The sequence below is a fragment of the Shewanella decolorationis S12 genome (assembly GCF_000485795.1).
Lineage (GTDB): Bacteria > Pseudomonadota > Gammaproteobacteria > Enterobacterales > Shewanellaceae > Shewanella > Shewanella decolorationis.
This window is the reverse complement of record NZ_AXZL01000067.1, coordinates 24,080-39,311: the sequence shown is the minus strand read 5'-3', so window position 1 is coordinate 39,311 and position 15,232 is coordinate 24,080. Positions and strand designations below refer to the sequence as shown.

General features: G+C 47.3%; 15 protein-coding genes and 2 tRNA genes. 5 read left to right on the top strand and 12 right to left on the bottom strand.

What is annotated here, in order from left to right:
• Positions 1-55 precede the first annotated feature (55 nt).
• Complete coding sequence (locus SHD_RS11395) at positions 56-838, top strand: CLCA_X family protein (protein WP_023267246.1); 783 nt, start codon at positions 56-58, stop codon at positions 836-838.
• Between the two features lie 10 nt (positions 839-848).
• Here SHD_RS11395 and SHD_RS11390 read toward each other — a convergent pair whose 3' ends face one another.
• Together SHD_RS11390 and SHD_RS11385 are read right to left on the bottom strand one after the other, a co-directional pair.
• The gene (locus tag SHD_RS11390) at positions 849-1,802 is read right to left on the bottom strand and encodes a hypothetical protein (RefSeq protein WP_023267245.1); all 954 of its coding nucleotides are present in this window, start codon (positions 1,800-1,802) and stop codon (positions 849-851) included.
• 327 nt (positions 1,803-2,129) lie between these two features.
• On the bottom strand, positions 2,130-2,510 hold the full coding sequence (locus tag SHD_RS11385) for a hypothetical protein (RefSeq protein WP_023267244.1): 381 nt from the start codon (positions 2,508-2,510) through the stop codon (positions 2,130-2,132).
• A 199-nt stretch (positions 2,511-2,709) separates the two neighbouring features.
• Between SHD_RS11385 and SHD_RS11380 the strand changes: the two genes are divergently transcribed.
• The 3 genes from SHD_RS11380 to SHD_RS11370 all read left to right on the top strand — a co-directional run bounded on the left by SHD_RS11380 (position 2,710) and on the right by SHD_RS11370 (position 4,706).
• Positions 2,710-3,879, top strand: a complete 1,170-nt coding sequence (locus tag SHD_RS11380; protein WP_023267243.1) for a PepSY-associated TM helix domain-containing protein — start codon at positions 2,710-2,712, stop codon at positions 3,877-3,879.
• Complete coding sequence (locus SHD_RS11375; RefSeq protein WP_023267242.1) at positions 3,879-4,343, top strand: hypothetical protein; 465 nt, start codon at positions 3,879-3,881, stop codon at positions 4,341-4,343. The genes SHD_RS11380 and SHD_RS11375 overlap by 1 nt, the downstream gene beginning before the upstream one ends.
• A gap of 96 nt (positions 4,344-4,439) precedes the next feature.
• A complete protein-coding gene (locus SHD_RS11370; RefSeq protein WP_023267241.1) occupies positions 4,440-4,706 on the top strand; it encodes a hypothetical protein in 267 nt (88 codons plus the stop codon).
• 166 nt (positions 4,707-4,872) lie between these two features.
• Here SHD_RS11370 and nth read toward each other — a convergent pair whose 3' ends face one another.
• The 10 genes from nth to SHD_RS11320 form a co-directional block, all read right to left on the bottom strand.
• Positions 4,873-5,514 (bottom strand): endonuclease III, encoded by a 642-nt coding sequence (nth, locus tag SHD_RS11365; protein ID WP_023267240.1) that lies wholly within the window; start codon positions 5,512-5,514, stop codon positions 4,873-4,875.
• A gap of 66 nt (positions 5,515-5,580) precedes the next feature.
• Complete coding sequence (locus SHD_RS11360; protein ID WP_023267239.1) at positions 5,581-6,279, bottom strand: electron transport complex subunit E; 699 nt, start codon at positions 6,277-6,279, stop codon at positions 5,581-5,583.
• Positions 6,272-6,910, bottom strand: coding sequence for an electron transport complex subunit RsxG (gene rsxG, locus SHD_RS11355; protein ID WP_084294871.1), 639 nt, complete (start codon positions 6,908-6,910; stop codon positions 6,272-6,274). Before rsxG ends, SHD_RS11360 begins: the two co-directional genes overlap by 8 nt.
• 55 nt (positions 6,911-6,965) lie before the next feature.
• Positions 6,966-8,015: an electron transport complex subunit RsxD gene (rsxD, locus tag SHD_RS11350; protein WP_039978180.1), complete on the bottom strand. Its 1,050-nt coding sequence runs from the start codon at positions 8,013-8,015 to the stop codon at positions 6,966-6,968.
• 80 nt (positions 8,016-8,095) lie between these two features.
• Entirely contained in the window at positions 8,096-10,708 is a 2,613-nt protein-coding gene (gene rsxC / locus SHD_RS11345; protein ID WP_023267236.1) for an electron transport complex subunit RsxC, read from the bottom strand.
• Between the two features lie 3 nt (positions 10,709-10,711).
• Positions 10,712-11,293 (bottom strand): electron transport complex subunit RsxB, encoded by a 582-nt coding sequence (gene rsxB, locus SHD_RS11340; protein WP_011626120.1) that lies wholly within the window; start codon positions 11,291-11,293, stop codon positions 10,712-10,714.
• Complete coding sequence (rsxA, locus tag SHD_RS11335) at positions 11,294-11,872, bottom strand: electron transport complex subunit RsxA (RefSeq protein ID WP_023267235.1); 579 nt, start codon at positions 11,870-11,872, stop codon at positions 11,294-11,296.
• Positions 11,873-11,997: 125 nt separating this feature from the next.
• The gene (locus SHD_RS11330; RefSeq protein ID WP_023267234.1) at positions 11,998-13,902 is read right to left on the bottom strand and encodes an EAL domain-containing protein; all 1,905 of its coding nucleotides are present in this window, start codon (positions 13,900-13,902) and stop codon (positions 11,998-12,000) included.
• Positions 13,903-14,109: 207 nt separating this feature from the next.
• Positions 14,110-14,185: transfer RNA gene (locus tag SHD_RS11325), tRNA-Asn, on the bottom strand.
• A gap of 47 nt (positions 14,186-14,232) precedes the next feature.
• Positions 14,233-14,308 (bottom strand) — tRNA-Asn (locus SHD_RS11320).
• 624 nt (positions 14,309-14,932) lie between these two features.
• Between SHD_RS11320 and SHD_RS11315 the strand changes: the two genes are divergently transcribed.
• Positions 14,933-15,136: a hypothetical protein gene (locus tag SHD_RS11315; RefSeq protein WP_023267233.1), complete on the top strand. Its 204-nt coding sequence runs from the start codon at positions 14,933-14,935 to the stop codon at positions 15,134-15,136.
• Positions 15,137-15,232: the final 96 nt, after the last annotated feature.

Sequence of the window (15,232 nt, the reverse complement as noted above, 5' to 3'; positions counted from 1 at the left end):
CATCTTTCACATAGAATCACTCCCATACAATGTTTACCCATGATGTTAACGGATAGTGTTAATCCATCAACAATATACCCGCCATGGCCCCGATTATCGCTTTGGGGAGCAAATGACCTTTCTGGATGTCAAGCAAACCTTTGGCTTTAGTCATGTGCGTGTAGGGCGTTGGGTCACACGTGAAGAGTCCTTAATCGCCGCGAATTTAGTGTTTGATTCATTGGCTGATCTTGCCTTTATCCTCAATTTACCGCCGTTGACCTTAGGATTGAGGCAAACCTTAAGCCTTGCCTTTGGTCATGGCGGGCAAAAGGGTGTGCAGGCCCATTATGCACCGGGATTGCGAGAACTGGCGTTAGCGAAAAATGCGGGTGCTGGGGCGCTGGCCCATGAGTTTTGGCATGCGTTTGACCATTATGTGGCGCCCAAAGCGTTTTCACGAACTACGGGGCGATTTAAATGTGCCAGCGATCTCTGGCTTGCCGATCTGCCGCTCATTGAGCATCCGCTAAATCAGCGTTTAGCCGAAATTTTTCGGGTGACATTGCTCTCTGAGGACAATTTGGAGCCAAGCGATTATGTCCGCCGCGCCATAGCTTTAGATAAGCGTTACGGCGCGCAGTATTTTGCCAAACCCACCGAAATGATGGCTCGCGCGTTCGAAGCTTGCATTGAATCCTATCAAGGGATCCAAAATTCCTATTTAGTCTCTGGCACACGCTATTCTGCACTGGCGAAGGAAGGGGCTTATCCCGATGAGCAGCATAGACAAGGTATCTTTAATGCTTTGATTGCCTATTTTGAGCCATTAGGCATGGCCTTAGGAAAAACGGGATAAATCTGAGGCGCTAGTCTGCGAGTTGCTGCTGGCAGTAGGCCAGCTGGTGACGGATCGCATCGAGATATTGCGAGGCATGATAGTCCATTAGATACCAAGGGCTCGTTTGGCTTTCGGGAAGATGATTAAAGAATAATGGCTCGCTCGCTTTAAGCTTGCTGTGATCGGCACATTGTTGCCAAATATGATAAGGCGTGTGTGCAAGCTTGGCTAAGTGCTGACGTAGCCTGTGCTTATCTTCTTCGCTTAGCCTTGAGGCGAGGTTGGATTGTCTGAGTAATTCCAACTGTTCGAAGGGATCCTCACATAAAGTCTGTTTATTTTCACTGCTATCGGTTTCTCTCGCTTTATCTGTCTCACAGTCCTTGGACATTGGCTCCCAAGGCATCAAGGTAAACTCCGGCCAATCTAGTCGGTCACGCAGCAGCGTTTTAGCGATTCTTCTTTCTCCTAGCCAGTTATGCACCATGCAGGGTAAATGGTGTGTATCCGGCAGTTCAATACTTCGCCGTAAGCTCGGCAACAGCGACATACGCTGAACTTGCACGTGTTTCGCCAATTGCAGCATGAGTACAACTGTCGTTAAGCCTGAAGATGGCCAACAACCAAGGGATGCGGTGAGTTCGGTGGCGACTTGGGTCAATGCTTTTGCTAGTTGTACAGCTTGCGGATGACCTTGCACTTCAAAGGCATACTGCGACTCGGCAAAGCCGCCATTGGCAATATTGACAACTTGACCTTGAGGAGCATTCTGCTGCGACCATTGTGTGCCATTAAAGATAAAGGTGAGGCCTTCGGCTGCAGGTTGCCACTCGCCAGAGGCATTACCAATAATGGTCACTTGGTCAAGCTTAAGTTGCTCAGCGAGTGTGCAAAGGCAAATCTTGGGTTGCGGTTCAGCCAATTGACGGCGCATATGCGTATGGGATTGAGGCGCATCGGCTATGGGCAGTGAATAGGACATACTCGCAAAGACTCTTTAACATAAAGGCGGGTATTGTACTGGAACTTCTGTTTTGACTAAAGAATTATTCCGTTGAAAAGAGGGTGGTAAATGTTAATAAAATTTCATAATAACAGTATGTTAGACTGTTTTTAATTAGGTTTAATTGTTCAAATAAGCATCCGCACATTTTTATCGAGACATCACTGCATTTAACATTGTCACGACGCTATGGATTTGAGTCTTTTAAAGTCTTTGAGCGGCCTTAAGTTGAGTTTAATTATGCAAAATAGCAAGTTATCCGCCATTTTGACGATGTTTCTCGCTCTTTTTCAATAACAGCAGTGGTTATTTCGAGAAACTTCTGGACGGCAGAAAAGGGGATTTCCCCTCCTGATTAAAGTGCGCAATTATTTCTATGATCTGCGGATGTCGGGTTATTTCTTCCACACTCTTGCCTGAGTCAATTAGCGACTCGATTTGTTGAACCCTGTCATTGGTGTTTTGCTGAAAGCGACGCAGCAAGGCTTTATTCCTTGATTTTCTATGGCCTGGCACGATAAGGCTGTCCTCATTACCTATCGCTAAAATATGGTTTAAGGCGGTATTCAACTTACTAAGACCACCCCCATAAAAAGTGGCCTGCGAGTTGCTATCGACACTGATGTTACTGGCTTGAGCAGTCAAACTAAATGTTAACAAGATTAGCGGAGCGAGTAACTGTTTCATTTTTCAATCCCCTTTGATTGAGTGTGACTAAACCAGAGGTTATGTCTTACCGACGCTATCTCGGCGTAAGCCTTCAGGTAAGTTTGCTGATTTGTGATAAATCTTATAAAACGAAAGTATTATTAATATGCTGTATTGATAATAATTCGCATTAACTTTACACTTGTGTAATTCTAAGAAAGGTAGGAAACAATTCCCCATGGCGAAAATAAGTAATCGCTTCTGGTTTATGTTGCACGGTTGGGTGTCATTACCCATCTGGATTTTATTCAGTTTTATCTGTTTAACGGGTACTGTTGCTGTGCTTAGCCATGAGTTGACTTGGCTTACCAATCCAGCTGCTCGTGCAACAAATCCTAACGAATTACCCGCAAAACCCGTCGACGAGTTGATGCTGGTGGTCGAAAAGGCCTATCCAAATGCGCAAGTGATGGGTGCTATGACCTTTGAGCCTTACTTAGTCAATGCCATTACCTTTACCGATGCCGATAAACCCTATGCCATTGCTTATGTGAATCAATATACGGGTGAGATCCAACAAATAAATGAAGGTATAACTTTTATCGGTTTTATGCGTTCCTTACATGGTTGGTTGTTGTTTCCTTGGCAGGGCGGTTATAGCGTGGGTTATTACTTAGTGTGCTCTATGGCACTCTTGATGCTCGCCTCATTGGTAACGGGACTCATCGTTTATAAGCGTTTTTGGCGCAGCTTTTTTGCCCCTAAATTGCGGCTAACCCAAGGGAAGAAAACACTCTTGTCGGATCTGCATAAATTATCCGGCGTCTGGTCGATTTGGTTTATCGCGATTATGAGTCTTACAGGGCTGTGGTATTTAGTCCAAGCCATCTTCTGGCATGCAGATATTGATATCGAGCCCCATGCGCCAATGATTGCCGCCGAGCAAGTGCCGCTAGTAGAAGCTGGCGATCTAAAAGTGCCAAGCGCCAATGTCTCTTTTACTGAGGCCTTAAGTTTAGCCAAGCAGCGTTTCCCCGATTTTCAACCAAGCTATGTGATGCTGCCTGAACATCAACGGGATATGTACCATTTAAGCGGCAGTGGCGATCATATTTTTTACGATCAATATTCCTATAATCTCAGCATTAACCCATGGACTGGCGAAATTGCCAGTGCTACCTCGCCAGAAACCATGACAGGCATGCAAACCTTAATGCATATTGCCGATCCGCTGCATTACGGCACCTTAGGTGGCATTTGGACTAAATTGATTTGGTTCTGCTTTGGGCTGGTACTTTCTGGGATGTCGATCACTGGTTTTATGATGTGGGGATTGCGCCATGTTCGTGCCTTTAAACAGGCCGAAACTAAAGACTTAGCTGCAGATATGATAGGGGAGGCTCGCTAATGGCACCATCGGTATTTTGGTTAAAGCATAAATATAAGCTCAGTGGCTTGATTTTGATTTTACCCTTAGTGTTTCTCTATCAGTCGCTTAGCCCAAGCTTTCCGCCCGCTTGGCCGAGCCAGCAATTAGGTGAATTTAAAATCGCACCAATGCCTTTAGATTTAAAGGCACCTTATAAGCACCATGATGATTACGTAAAGGATTTTATGTTGATCTTTGAACAGGGTGATGTGGCCCATATTCGTCAAGGGTATGCCAATATCGGCCCAGAGGCGTTGCCATTAGAAGCATTGCAAAAAGGTGAAAATGGGGTTTTACATGGGAGTAAACATGGCCAGCATGTGCATGCGATAACCGGCGCTAAGTTGGCGGCAACGGACAGCCTGTGGGTGTCAATTCAAAATTGGCAGGGCGAATGGTTGGTTAGCCAATGGCCTGTCCCCGAGGCGGTGTTAGTTCAGTAATACCGCTAGCAAATTGTTTGCAGTAAAACCGCCCTCAGGTGCAAACTGTGCCTGAGGGCTATTTTTATCGGATAGGCTGACTGCAAAGGATTGGATATGGAATTTACTCAAGCAGAACTTACGCTTATCGCTGCCGCGAAACAAAAAGTGCAAATGGCGCAGCGGGTGCGTGTTGGGGTGATTATGTTGCTTATCTTTGGCACACTTACGTTGCTCGCAGGATTTTGGAGTCACCCGTACGCGATTTATATTGCCTTTGCGCTAGTTGTTTTTGCGGTCGCATTGCCACAGTTTGGCCAAGGGCCAAAATATGAAGAATTGCTCGCCCTATTGCAGCAAAAAGCCGCTCAGCAAAACGATTAATCTGCACTACAGGGCTAATATCAATAGGGCTAATAACAGTGTTAAAGACAACGCTAATAACAAAGGGCTTTCAGCTTAACTAGCCGAAAGTATTCTCTAGCCTGAAAGCCCTTGTTACTTACTCATTCCGTTAGTTAGAGTGCTTAACGACCGCATTGTGGAGCCCTTATTCTTCGGGATAGACCTTTTCCTTAAACTCGCAAAGATCTTCAATAATGCAGCTACCGCAGCGGGGTTTGCGGGCAAGACAAGTATAGCGGCCATGCAGAATAAACCAGTGGTGCACATCGACCTTAAATTCGGCGGGAACAACCTTTAACATGCGCTCCTCGACTTCTACCACGTTTTTACCGGGGGCGAATTTAGTGCGGTTTGCCATGCGAAAGATATGGGTGTCGACGGCGATGGTCGGCCAGCCAAAGGCGGTATTGAGTACCACGTTAGCGGTTTTACGACCAACGCCAGGGAGCGATTCTAGCGCCTCTCTGTCCTCAGGGACTTCGCCATTGTATTTTTCAATTAAGATTTCACAGGTTTTAATCACATTGATGGCCTTGTTGTTATACAGGCCAATAGTCTTGATATATTCCTTTAATCCCTCCACGCCTAAGGCATAAATGCTGTGAGCGGTATTAGCCACTGGAAACAGTTTGTCGGTCGCCTTATTCACGCTCACATCGGTCGCCTGTGCCGACAAGGTCACCGCCACCAGTAATTCAAAGGGACTGGAGAAATTCAGTTCTGTTTCGGGTTTGGGATTGTTTTCACGCAGGCGGGTGAGGATTTGGATGCGTTTTTGTTGATTCATAGTGATCCTTGGAAGTAGTGGGTTTAACGCTAAACCCACTACTTAAGCTGTTATCTCAATAAGGGCTTAACTCACTTTGGTGATCCGTGCCCGTGTTACGCTTGGCTGCACTGCTGCTTCGGGTTGACGCTCTTTAAGCTTTTTATCGATAACGTTTTTCAGGGCAATAAGTAGGCCCATTACAATAAAGGCGCCGGGCGGTAACATCGCCAGCAGGAAGGGGGTATCGACTTGCCATACCTGCATCGTTAAGGCTTTTGCCCATGGGCCGAGCAGTTGGTCTGCGCCATCAAACAGGGTGCCTTGGCCGAGAATTTCCCGCGTTGCGCCAAGGACCGCTAAGACTAAGGTAAAGCCAAGCCCCATCATCAGTCCATCGAAGGCGGCGCTAAAGGCATTATTACGGGAGGCAAACGCTTCGGCGCGGCCAATTATAATGCAGTTGGTCACAATCAGTGGCAAGAAGATCCCTAAGGACATATACAACCCATAGGCATAGGCATTGACTAACAGTTGCACCGCCGTCACCAGCGCCGCAATGATCATCACAAACACGGGGATACGGATTTCCTTGGGCACATAGTCGCGCACTAACGAAACCAAAACGTTTGAGCCAATCAGCACCAGCATTGTCGCGATACCAAGGCCAAGGGCGTTGGTGAGGGTCGCGGTTACGGCCAGCAGTGGGCAAAGCCCCAACAGTTGCACCAAGCCGGGGTTGTTTTTCCAGAGTCCTTGCCAGGCAATTTCGCGATAATTAGTCATGTTTGGCCTCACAATTCAGTGGTTGGCTGAAAATCTCTGCTTGATGCTGAGTAAAGTACCATACAGCGCGTTTAACGGCTTTCACATAGGCGCGTGGTGTGATTGTCGCACCAGTGAACTGGTCGAAATCACCACCGTCTTTTTGCACTTGCCATTGCTTGTCATCTTCAGATGTCAGCACTTTTCCCACAAACTTAGTGACCCAGTCGGATTTACGTAACTCGATTTTATCCCCGAGGCCCGGAGTTTCTTGGTGGGAAAGTGTGCGTACGCCTAACACTTCACCTTGAGTGTTGATACCTACGATCAGTTTAATATTACCGTTGTAACCATCGGGGGCAATGGCTTCGAGAGCGATAGCGACGGGCTTACCCGCAGCGGTGGCAATATAGGCAGGCAAGGCATCGTCAGTGCCGAGCGCCTCTTTATTTTGCAGTAATGTGCACTGCGCGGTCAGCTCATTGTCATGGAGATCATCGGGGATCAGTTGATGTAAGATGCCCATTAGTTCTTTCTGCTGTTGCAGCTTTATTTCATCAAAGGTCTGTTGATTAACCACAGCCACTAAGCCGGTGCAGAGCAGGGCAAATAGAGCAAGTAGCAGACCATTTTTAATCATTGGATTATTCACTTTTATTCCTCAAGAATCCTTGTTCAAGCTCGCTTGATTCTTTTATGCCACAGGCTTAGCCCGCAGAGTGGCCATAGGTGCGCGGACGCACATAGTAATCAATAAATGGCGCGCACAGGTTTGCGAGTAGCACGGCAAAGGCAAAGGCATCGGGATAGCCACCTTGGGTACGGATGATATATACCAAGACACCAATTAATGCGCCGAAAATTAAACGGCCTCGTGGACTGGTCGCCGCGGTGACGGGATCGGTCGCGATAAAGAAGGCGGCGAGCATGGTCGCGCCTGAGAATAAATGGAACAGCGGGCTTGCCTGCATATCGGGTGACAGTAAAAAGCCGATGCTGGATGCCACAAATAATCCCACCAACACGCCTGTGCTGATATGCCAGCGGATGGCTTTTAATTTAAGTAGCACTAAACCGCCAGCCAAATAGGCTAAATTGACCCAAAACCAACCCACGCCAGTGCCGCCATCGAATATGCTTTTGGCCAAACTCTCAGTGGTAGTCAGCCCTAGAGACAGATCGGTTTTGAGGGTATCGAGCGGTGTTGCCATACTGATCCCATCAATCCCTAAACGGAATTGATCCATCCCACCATGAGCACCAACGTTGAAGATCAGTTGCAAGCTATCGATAACACTTGGGGTATTGAGCGCAACCGTACTTGGTGCAATCCAGCTAGTCATCTGCACAGGGAAGGAAACCAGCAGTAACACATAGGCGGCCATCGCGGGATTGAACAGGTTATGGCCTAGGCCACCGTAGAGATGCTTGACGATAACAATCGCAAACACTGTACCCATAACGATCATCCACCAAGGTGCTAGCGGCGGGATCGCAACCCCGATTAAGATTGCCGTCAGCATGGCGCTGTTATCGCTTAAACTCGCTTTAATGCTGCGGTTACGCAGTTTCATCACCGCGGCTTCACAGCTTAAGGCTACGATAATTGCCAGTAACACTTGAATAAGCGTACCCCAGCCGAAAAAGGCGCATTGCACCACAAGTCCGGGTAACAAGCATAAAATGACCCTTTGCATAACCGTTGAAGTATGCATATTACGGGTAACATGGGGTGATGAGGCTATTTTAAACGCCATTGTGATCCCTTTTATCTAATCCTGAGTCACTGATTTTTAAGCTAATCATTTTTAAAGCACTGAGGTTAAAACCCGCAGTGCTATTCATTTGCATCGCTGTTAGCATTCGCTTCTCTGGCCGCTTTTTTGGCTTTAGCACGAGCAACCGCCGCAGCGACCTTGGCCTTTTTCTCATCCTCAGGACTGAGTGATGCGCTTGGTTCAGTGGCTGAGCTTAATTCATTGCCTGACACATTGGTCGATTCTGGCTTGGCGTCTGCTACTAGCTCGGGCTGAACTTCGGCAACCTCAGTCGATTCTACCTGCTGCGCGGCGGCCTTTTTGGCTTTTGCGCGGGCAACGGCAGCAGCGACTTTGGCTTTTTTCTCATCTTCAGGACTGAGTGGCGCGTTTAGATCAGTAGCTGAGTCTGATTTATTGCCAGATTCATCGTTTAACTCTGGCTTAGCGTCTGCTGTATGCTCGGGCAGAACCTCGGTAACCTCACTCGATTCAGCCTGCTGCGCGGCGGCCTTTTTGGCTTTTGCACGGGCAACGGCAGCAGCGACTTTGGCTTTCTTCTCATCCTCGGGACTGAGTGATGCGCTTGGTTCAGCATCTAAGCTTGATTTATTGCCTGATTCATCGTCTGAATCATTGGTCGATTCTGGTTTAGCGTCTGCTGTATGCTCGGGCAGAACCTCGGTAACCTCACTCGATTCAGCCTGCTGCGCGGCGGCTTTTTTGGCTTTCGCACGGGCAACGGCAGCAGCAACCTTGGCTTTTTTGTCATCCACTTCCGCGTTAGCCGTCGTTTCAGTTGCTGGCTTATCTGTGTTGTCTGTCGCGATGTCAGTGTCGCCATTGGCATCTGAGTCGGCTTTTAATGCGGCTTTTTTCGCTTTGGCGCGAGCGATGGCTGCGGCGACTTTATCTTTTTGTGATAAAGACTCGGATTGCTCAGTTGGCTCGCTTGGCTCAGAAGAAGCTGTTTGCACAGAAGAGACTGCTTGTTGAGACGATTCTGCTTCATCGGCCCCTTGAGCCGCAGCGGCGGCTTTCTTGGCTTTGGCTCGAGCAATCGCAGCGGCAACGGCCGCCTTACCCTTAGGCGCCTCAGTGCTGCTTGCATCAGCCGCAACGACCTCGACCGGCGTGTTATCGGCAGTGGTTTCTGCCGCAGCCGCTTTTTTGGCCGCAATCCGCGCCATGGCTTCGGCGACGGCATTCTTATCCGTTGAGGTCATGGTCGCTTGGCGACGCGCGGCGGCTTCTTTAGCCTTGGCTTCGCGGGCGAGTTTTTCTTCCTCGAGGCGTTGAATACGCGCCTCGAAACGTAGTTTGGCGCGCTCGGCTTGATGTTTTTCATCGGCGGCTTGTTTTAGTGCCGACTTAGCGATGCGGTAGTATTCCACCAGTGGAATATCACTGGGGCACACATAACTACAGCAACCGCATTCGATACAGTCCTTAAGGTTGTAGCTGGCCGCCTTGTCATATTCTTCCGCTTTTGCATGCCAAAACAGTTGTTGTGGTAGCAGGAGTGCAGGGCAGGCATTGGCACATTCGCCGCAGCGGATACAGGCCTTTTCCTCTGGCGTGGTTCCAATCTCTTGACTGCTGGGCACCAAAATACAGTTTGTGCCTTTTAAAATAGGCACTTGGATGGTTGGTAACGCATGGCCCATCATAGGACCGCCAATAATCACTTTTTGATCGGCTTCGGCGTGAAATTCAGTGTGTTTGAGCACATGTTCAACGGGCGTGCCTATGGGTAACCAATAGTTGCCGGGCTTACCGACATTTTGCCCGGTAACTGTCACCACACGTTCAATTAGTGGTTTACCTTGAGTCACGGCTTGGTGAATCGCAAACGCGGTACCGACGTTATGCACGACAATGCCAAGCTTAGCGGGGATGGAACCAGATGGCACTTCACGACCGGTGATGATTTGGATCAGCTGCTTTTCACCGCCAGAGGGATACTTGGTTGGGATAACTGTTACTCGAGTGCTGCCTGTAGGGAGCGTGGAATGACTCACCGCCTGTTGCATGGCTTTGATGGCTTCGGGCTTGTTGTCTTCAATCGCAATCACAATACGCTTGGGCGCTAGGAGGCGATGGATAATCCCAATACCCGCCAGAATGTCTTGGCTGTATTCGCGCATTAAGCGATCGTCGGCGCTGATATAAGGCTCACACTCCACGCCGTTGATAATCACTAATTCGATTTCACTGACGGGATTAAGCTTGATATGGCTTGGGAAGGCGGCGCCACCCATGCCGGCTATCCCTGCGCCATGGATTTTGGCAATTATTTCATGATTACTGAGCTCAATTGAGCCTGGCGTTAACTCGCACCAGCGGTCTTCACCATCGGCGGCAATCACGCAGGTATTGACCGGCAAGGCCGAGGCGTGGTTACTGGCTCTTGGTTCAATGGCGACAACAGTGCCAGAGGTTGGCGCGTGCACGGGCAAATGCCAAATAGAGGTGCCTTGAGTTAATGGCGTACCTTTTAATACTTTGTCACCTACTTTGACCGCAAGGGTGCAGTTTTCGCCCACCTGTGGTACAGGCACAAGGTATTCCTGCGCTAATGGCAGTTGGCTAATTGGCGTGGTGTTGGAGAGGAATTTGACTTCAGGCGGATGAATGCCACCGGGTGAGCGCCAAAGGGTTCCTTTATCTAATTGATCTAATAAAGTCAGCACCGCTTATCCTCTCTTTTCTTCGTGCGGGGTCTCTTGGATAAGAGTCACGGGAATGGCGTTTAAGCGCCAGTTCCAGTTTTTCAGATTTTGGCCCACAGGGATCATATCGATACAGTCAACGGGGCAGGGTTCGACACAGAGATCGCAGCCAGTACAGTCGGCGGTGAGCACGGTGTGCATGAGTTTACCCGCACCAATAATGGCATCGACTGGACAGGCCTGAATACACTTAGTGCAGCCAATACATTCATCTTCGCGAATGTAGGCGACTTTTTTGACTTGGGACTGAGCCTCGGCGTTGAGCGGCTCGGGCTCGACACCCATTAAGCTGGCGAGCTTTTCCATGGTCGCAGTGCCGCCGGGCGGGCACTTGTTGACTTTATCGCCATTGGCAATCGCTTCGGCGTAGGGGCGGCAACCGGGATAACCACATTGACCACATTGGGTTTGTGGCAAAATCGCTTCGAGTTCATCGACAATGGGATTGCCTTCAACCTTAAATTTTAAGGCGGCAAATCCGAGTAATACCCCAAAGAACAATGCCAATAGGGTTAATAAGATAACGGCAATTAACATGGTGGACATCTATTTAACCAATCCTGTGAATCCCATAAAGGCTAAAGACATTAAGCCTGCGGTGATCATGGCGATGGCACCGCCCTTAAACGGCATGGGCACATCGGCAGCCGCTAAACGTTCGCGCATCGCGGAAAACAGAATTAACACTAAGGAAAATCCCACAGCAGCGCCAAAACCATAGATAGCTGATTGAATAAAGTCGTGTTTTTCGTTCACGTTTAACAGTGCAACACCTAATACTGCGCAGTTAGTGGTGATCAGTGGCAGATAGATACCGAGGGCGCGGTGTAAAGCCGCACTGGTTTTTTGCACCACCATCTCAGTAAATTGCACAACCACGGCAATGACCAGAATAAAGCTCATGGTACGCAAGTAGCTAAGGTCAAAGGGCAATAACAGATATTGATTGACGAGGTAACTAAGAATGGAGGCCAAGGTCAGCACAAAGGTGGTGGCCATAGACATGCCGATAGCGGACTCCAATTTGCTGGAGACCCCCATAAATGGACATAAACCTAAGAATTTCACTAAAACGAAATTGTTGACCAGTACAGTGCTGATCAACAACAGGAGATATTCACTCATCTGAATACTTGTCTAAACGGATCTTGGCCGTATTATCGACTTTTCCGTTTGCATAAACAACATATAGAATGCAGGGTTAACTATCTTTACTGTAAATTTGAGTGCTCCGTTAATCTTTGGTTGGCTTAAATTTGATCAGTTAAAGTAATCGCTTGAGGCTGAGCGATGTAATAGCCCTGCAGACCATCGACGAGGAGTTTTTCGAGGGTCAATTTTTCCTCCTGACGCTCGACACTGGTGGCGATCACACGGATGCCGATACGTCTTGCTACATCCACCATCATCCGCACAAAGAACTTATTATTGCTGTCTTCATCGATTGATGAGGTATAGCTACCATCGAGCTTGATGTAGTCTGGGCGCACTTCGCTGAAGAATTTGAAGGAGGTAAAGCTCATCCCAAAGCGCTCAATTGAGACCCGTGAACCGACACTGTGTACTTCACGGACAAACTTATAGCTTGCCCCTAAATTAGCCTGCATGCCGGATTCGTTTAGTTCAAAAACAAGGCGAGAGGCGATATATCTGTGCTTGCCAAGAATATCTTTTAACCAGCCAATAAACAGCTCTTGATGGGCTGAAAAGGCGCTAATATTGATACCGAAGTTACCGCTAATTGTGGGGTTTTCCTTAAGCATTTTTAATGTACTTATCACCACCAATTTATCTAATTCGGTGCTCATGCCATGGCGTTCAGCCATCGCGATAACCGTCGTCGTGGGTAAAAACTTGCCTTCACTATTGTAAAACCGCGCGAGTAGCTCACGGTAAACTTCGACATCGTTACGACAAGGTTGAATTGGCTGCTGAAAAAATTTCAGCGCTTGGCGGGTAATTAAGTCATTGATCGCCATTTTCCAACGATCGTCACCAAATTGTTCATCGCCATTGAGTTTTTCTTGAATATGGAAACTATTAGGCCCGAGTGTTTGCGCTATGCTCACCGCGGTATCGGCAAGGGTGAGCAGGTTGACTGGATCTGTACCCTGTTGATAAGGCACTAAACCAATGTGTGCAACCGATTCAGCCTTGGTCATTTGCTGGTATTCATCGAGAAATACTTTGAGTTGCTCTAAAAACTTAGGGCCATCTTTTAACACTAAGTCAGGCAAAAATACCGCAAAATCGGCACTGGATACGCGGTAGCATTCGGCATCGGCGTATTTTGAACACGCTTTGCGAATACAATTAGCCACACTTGACAAATAGTCATCACCAGCAGAACGCCCCTGTAACTGATTAACATGAGCAAGTTCAGTGGCTTTGACCATGGCGAGTAAGCCCAACTGCGGAATGGCGCGATTACTGATACTTTCTAATTTTGTAGTAAAACGAGGACGGCTACCGAAACCTGTAATCGGATCTTGGTAAGCTACCTTATGGAGTTTTTGGTTCTCTTGGGTGAGATTATCCATTTGCGATTTTAACTGCGTACGGCAGTCTTCTAAGGCTAATCTCACTGGCGCCATTTCACCATTGAGCTTAGAAGACTCAATAGCAGAGAAACTCATTTCAGGGATATGGGAAATATAGTCAGCTGCATAACGGATAGCAGATTTTAACTTATTGATAAGTAGTATAAATATGGCCATTAAAACCATATAGGTGAGTAACAGTACTATGCCTAATTGTTGGGTATTACTGATAGCGTTTTCGATAGCTTGGTCAGCACTTAGTTTCACCTGTAATCGACCCGTAGCCAGCTTTTGCGTATGAGAAAGATCTAAAGCAAATAAGCTCGCTAATGGATGTGCACTTTGGGTATTTAATTCACCCTGAGTGTAATTAAGTTGGCCGTCGGTATCGTCGATATATTGAAAAAATTGCAATGGATAGTGTGCTGTAATGCTTTGGTACAGTTCGGCACCATTGCCTTGCCATTGGGCAAAATTACCCATGTATTGTCGGAAATCATTGAGCTCTTGCTGTTGCTGCATCTGGAGCTGGTTATTTTCGTTGTGATAAATCCAGCCAAATAGTCCTAAAAAAATCAGCAGTAAAAAAATGGGATATGATTTAGACATCGCCATAAAATTCGCTCTCAATTTGTCAAAGTATGGGCGATAAGCTATTGCATGGGATGATGTGCAATATTCCTATCTGCGTGATGATACTCGGAATTTTAGTTAACAAACTGCTCACAGTGTAACCGTATTTAGCGTAAAACAGAAATGAAAACACGCGGCAACAGGACGAGTTATTTGAGCTTGGAGTAGGGAGGTTAACAAGAAATAAAGTGGCTCCCCTGACTGGACTTGAACCAGTGACATACGGATTAACAGTCCGCCGTTCTACCGACTGAACTACAGGGGAATCGTTAGTTACCTAACTGCATCCTCACTTTTATCGAGATTGAAACTTGGCTCCCCTGACTGGACTTGAACCAGTGACATACGGATTAACAGTCCGCCGTTCTACCGACTGAACTACAGGGGAATCGTTTATTTCGTCTCGATGACTCGTTGAGAACGGAGCGCATAGTAAAACGCTCTTTGGGTGGAGTCAACTCGAGTTACTAAAAAAAGTGTAATTATGCTGTTAAGTGCTCATCTAATGTGCATTGCGGTGTAGAAATCAGCATTTTGATGAAGAAATAACTTATGTTTTCGTAAGATAGCGTGTGCATACCGCTAAACACATTTGGCTATTTATCCGCAGATTTTAGTCGCCATAGTGCTTAATTGGTTAAATTGACAGCAGTTATTGGGTTGGGCAGATAATTTGGATACTTTAAAAGTATGCTCTGCACGAGAAAAACCAGCCAAATATTGCCCGAAGGGTTCGTCTGGCAAGCCCTTGCTCTGACTTTCTGTCATAAGAGCCGCTCGTCATTTGAGTCGAATAACGACACATCATTCCTCGTTTCGCGAGCATGTGCTCGCCAGAATGAACAAAATCGAATCTCGAAACGTTAACACGCCCTAGCTATGCAGCATTGAACTTGTTCTTTGCATTGTGACGAAGCCATTTAACTCAAACAGGTCAAGTATCCTTACCGTGATAGGTAGGCGCCATTTTTAACGATAAGTGGCATCTAAAACATCCTGAGAGGTGATAACTATGGCATTAAGTCGATTAGTACAAGCGGAAGCCTTATTTCAGCAATCTTTGATCTTAGATGTCCTGGGTCAGTATCGTGAATTGTCTATGCATTTAGATGATCCTGATTTTCAGAAAATCCAAGATTTAGCCAAAATTCTCTTTGTCGTTGCATCGGCGGACGAAGTGATTTTTGCCGCCGCACAGGCTGAGAACTTAATTTAACGCAGCTATCTGAGTACTGATAAATCAGCAAAACGAACCCGATATAAAGGAGTTGTCGACATTAATATGGCGTGAATGGGTAAACGCTGTCATTTT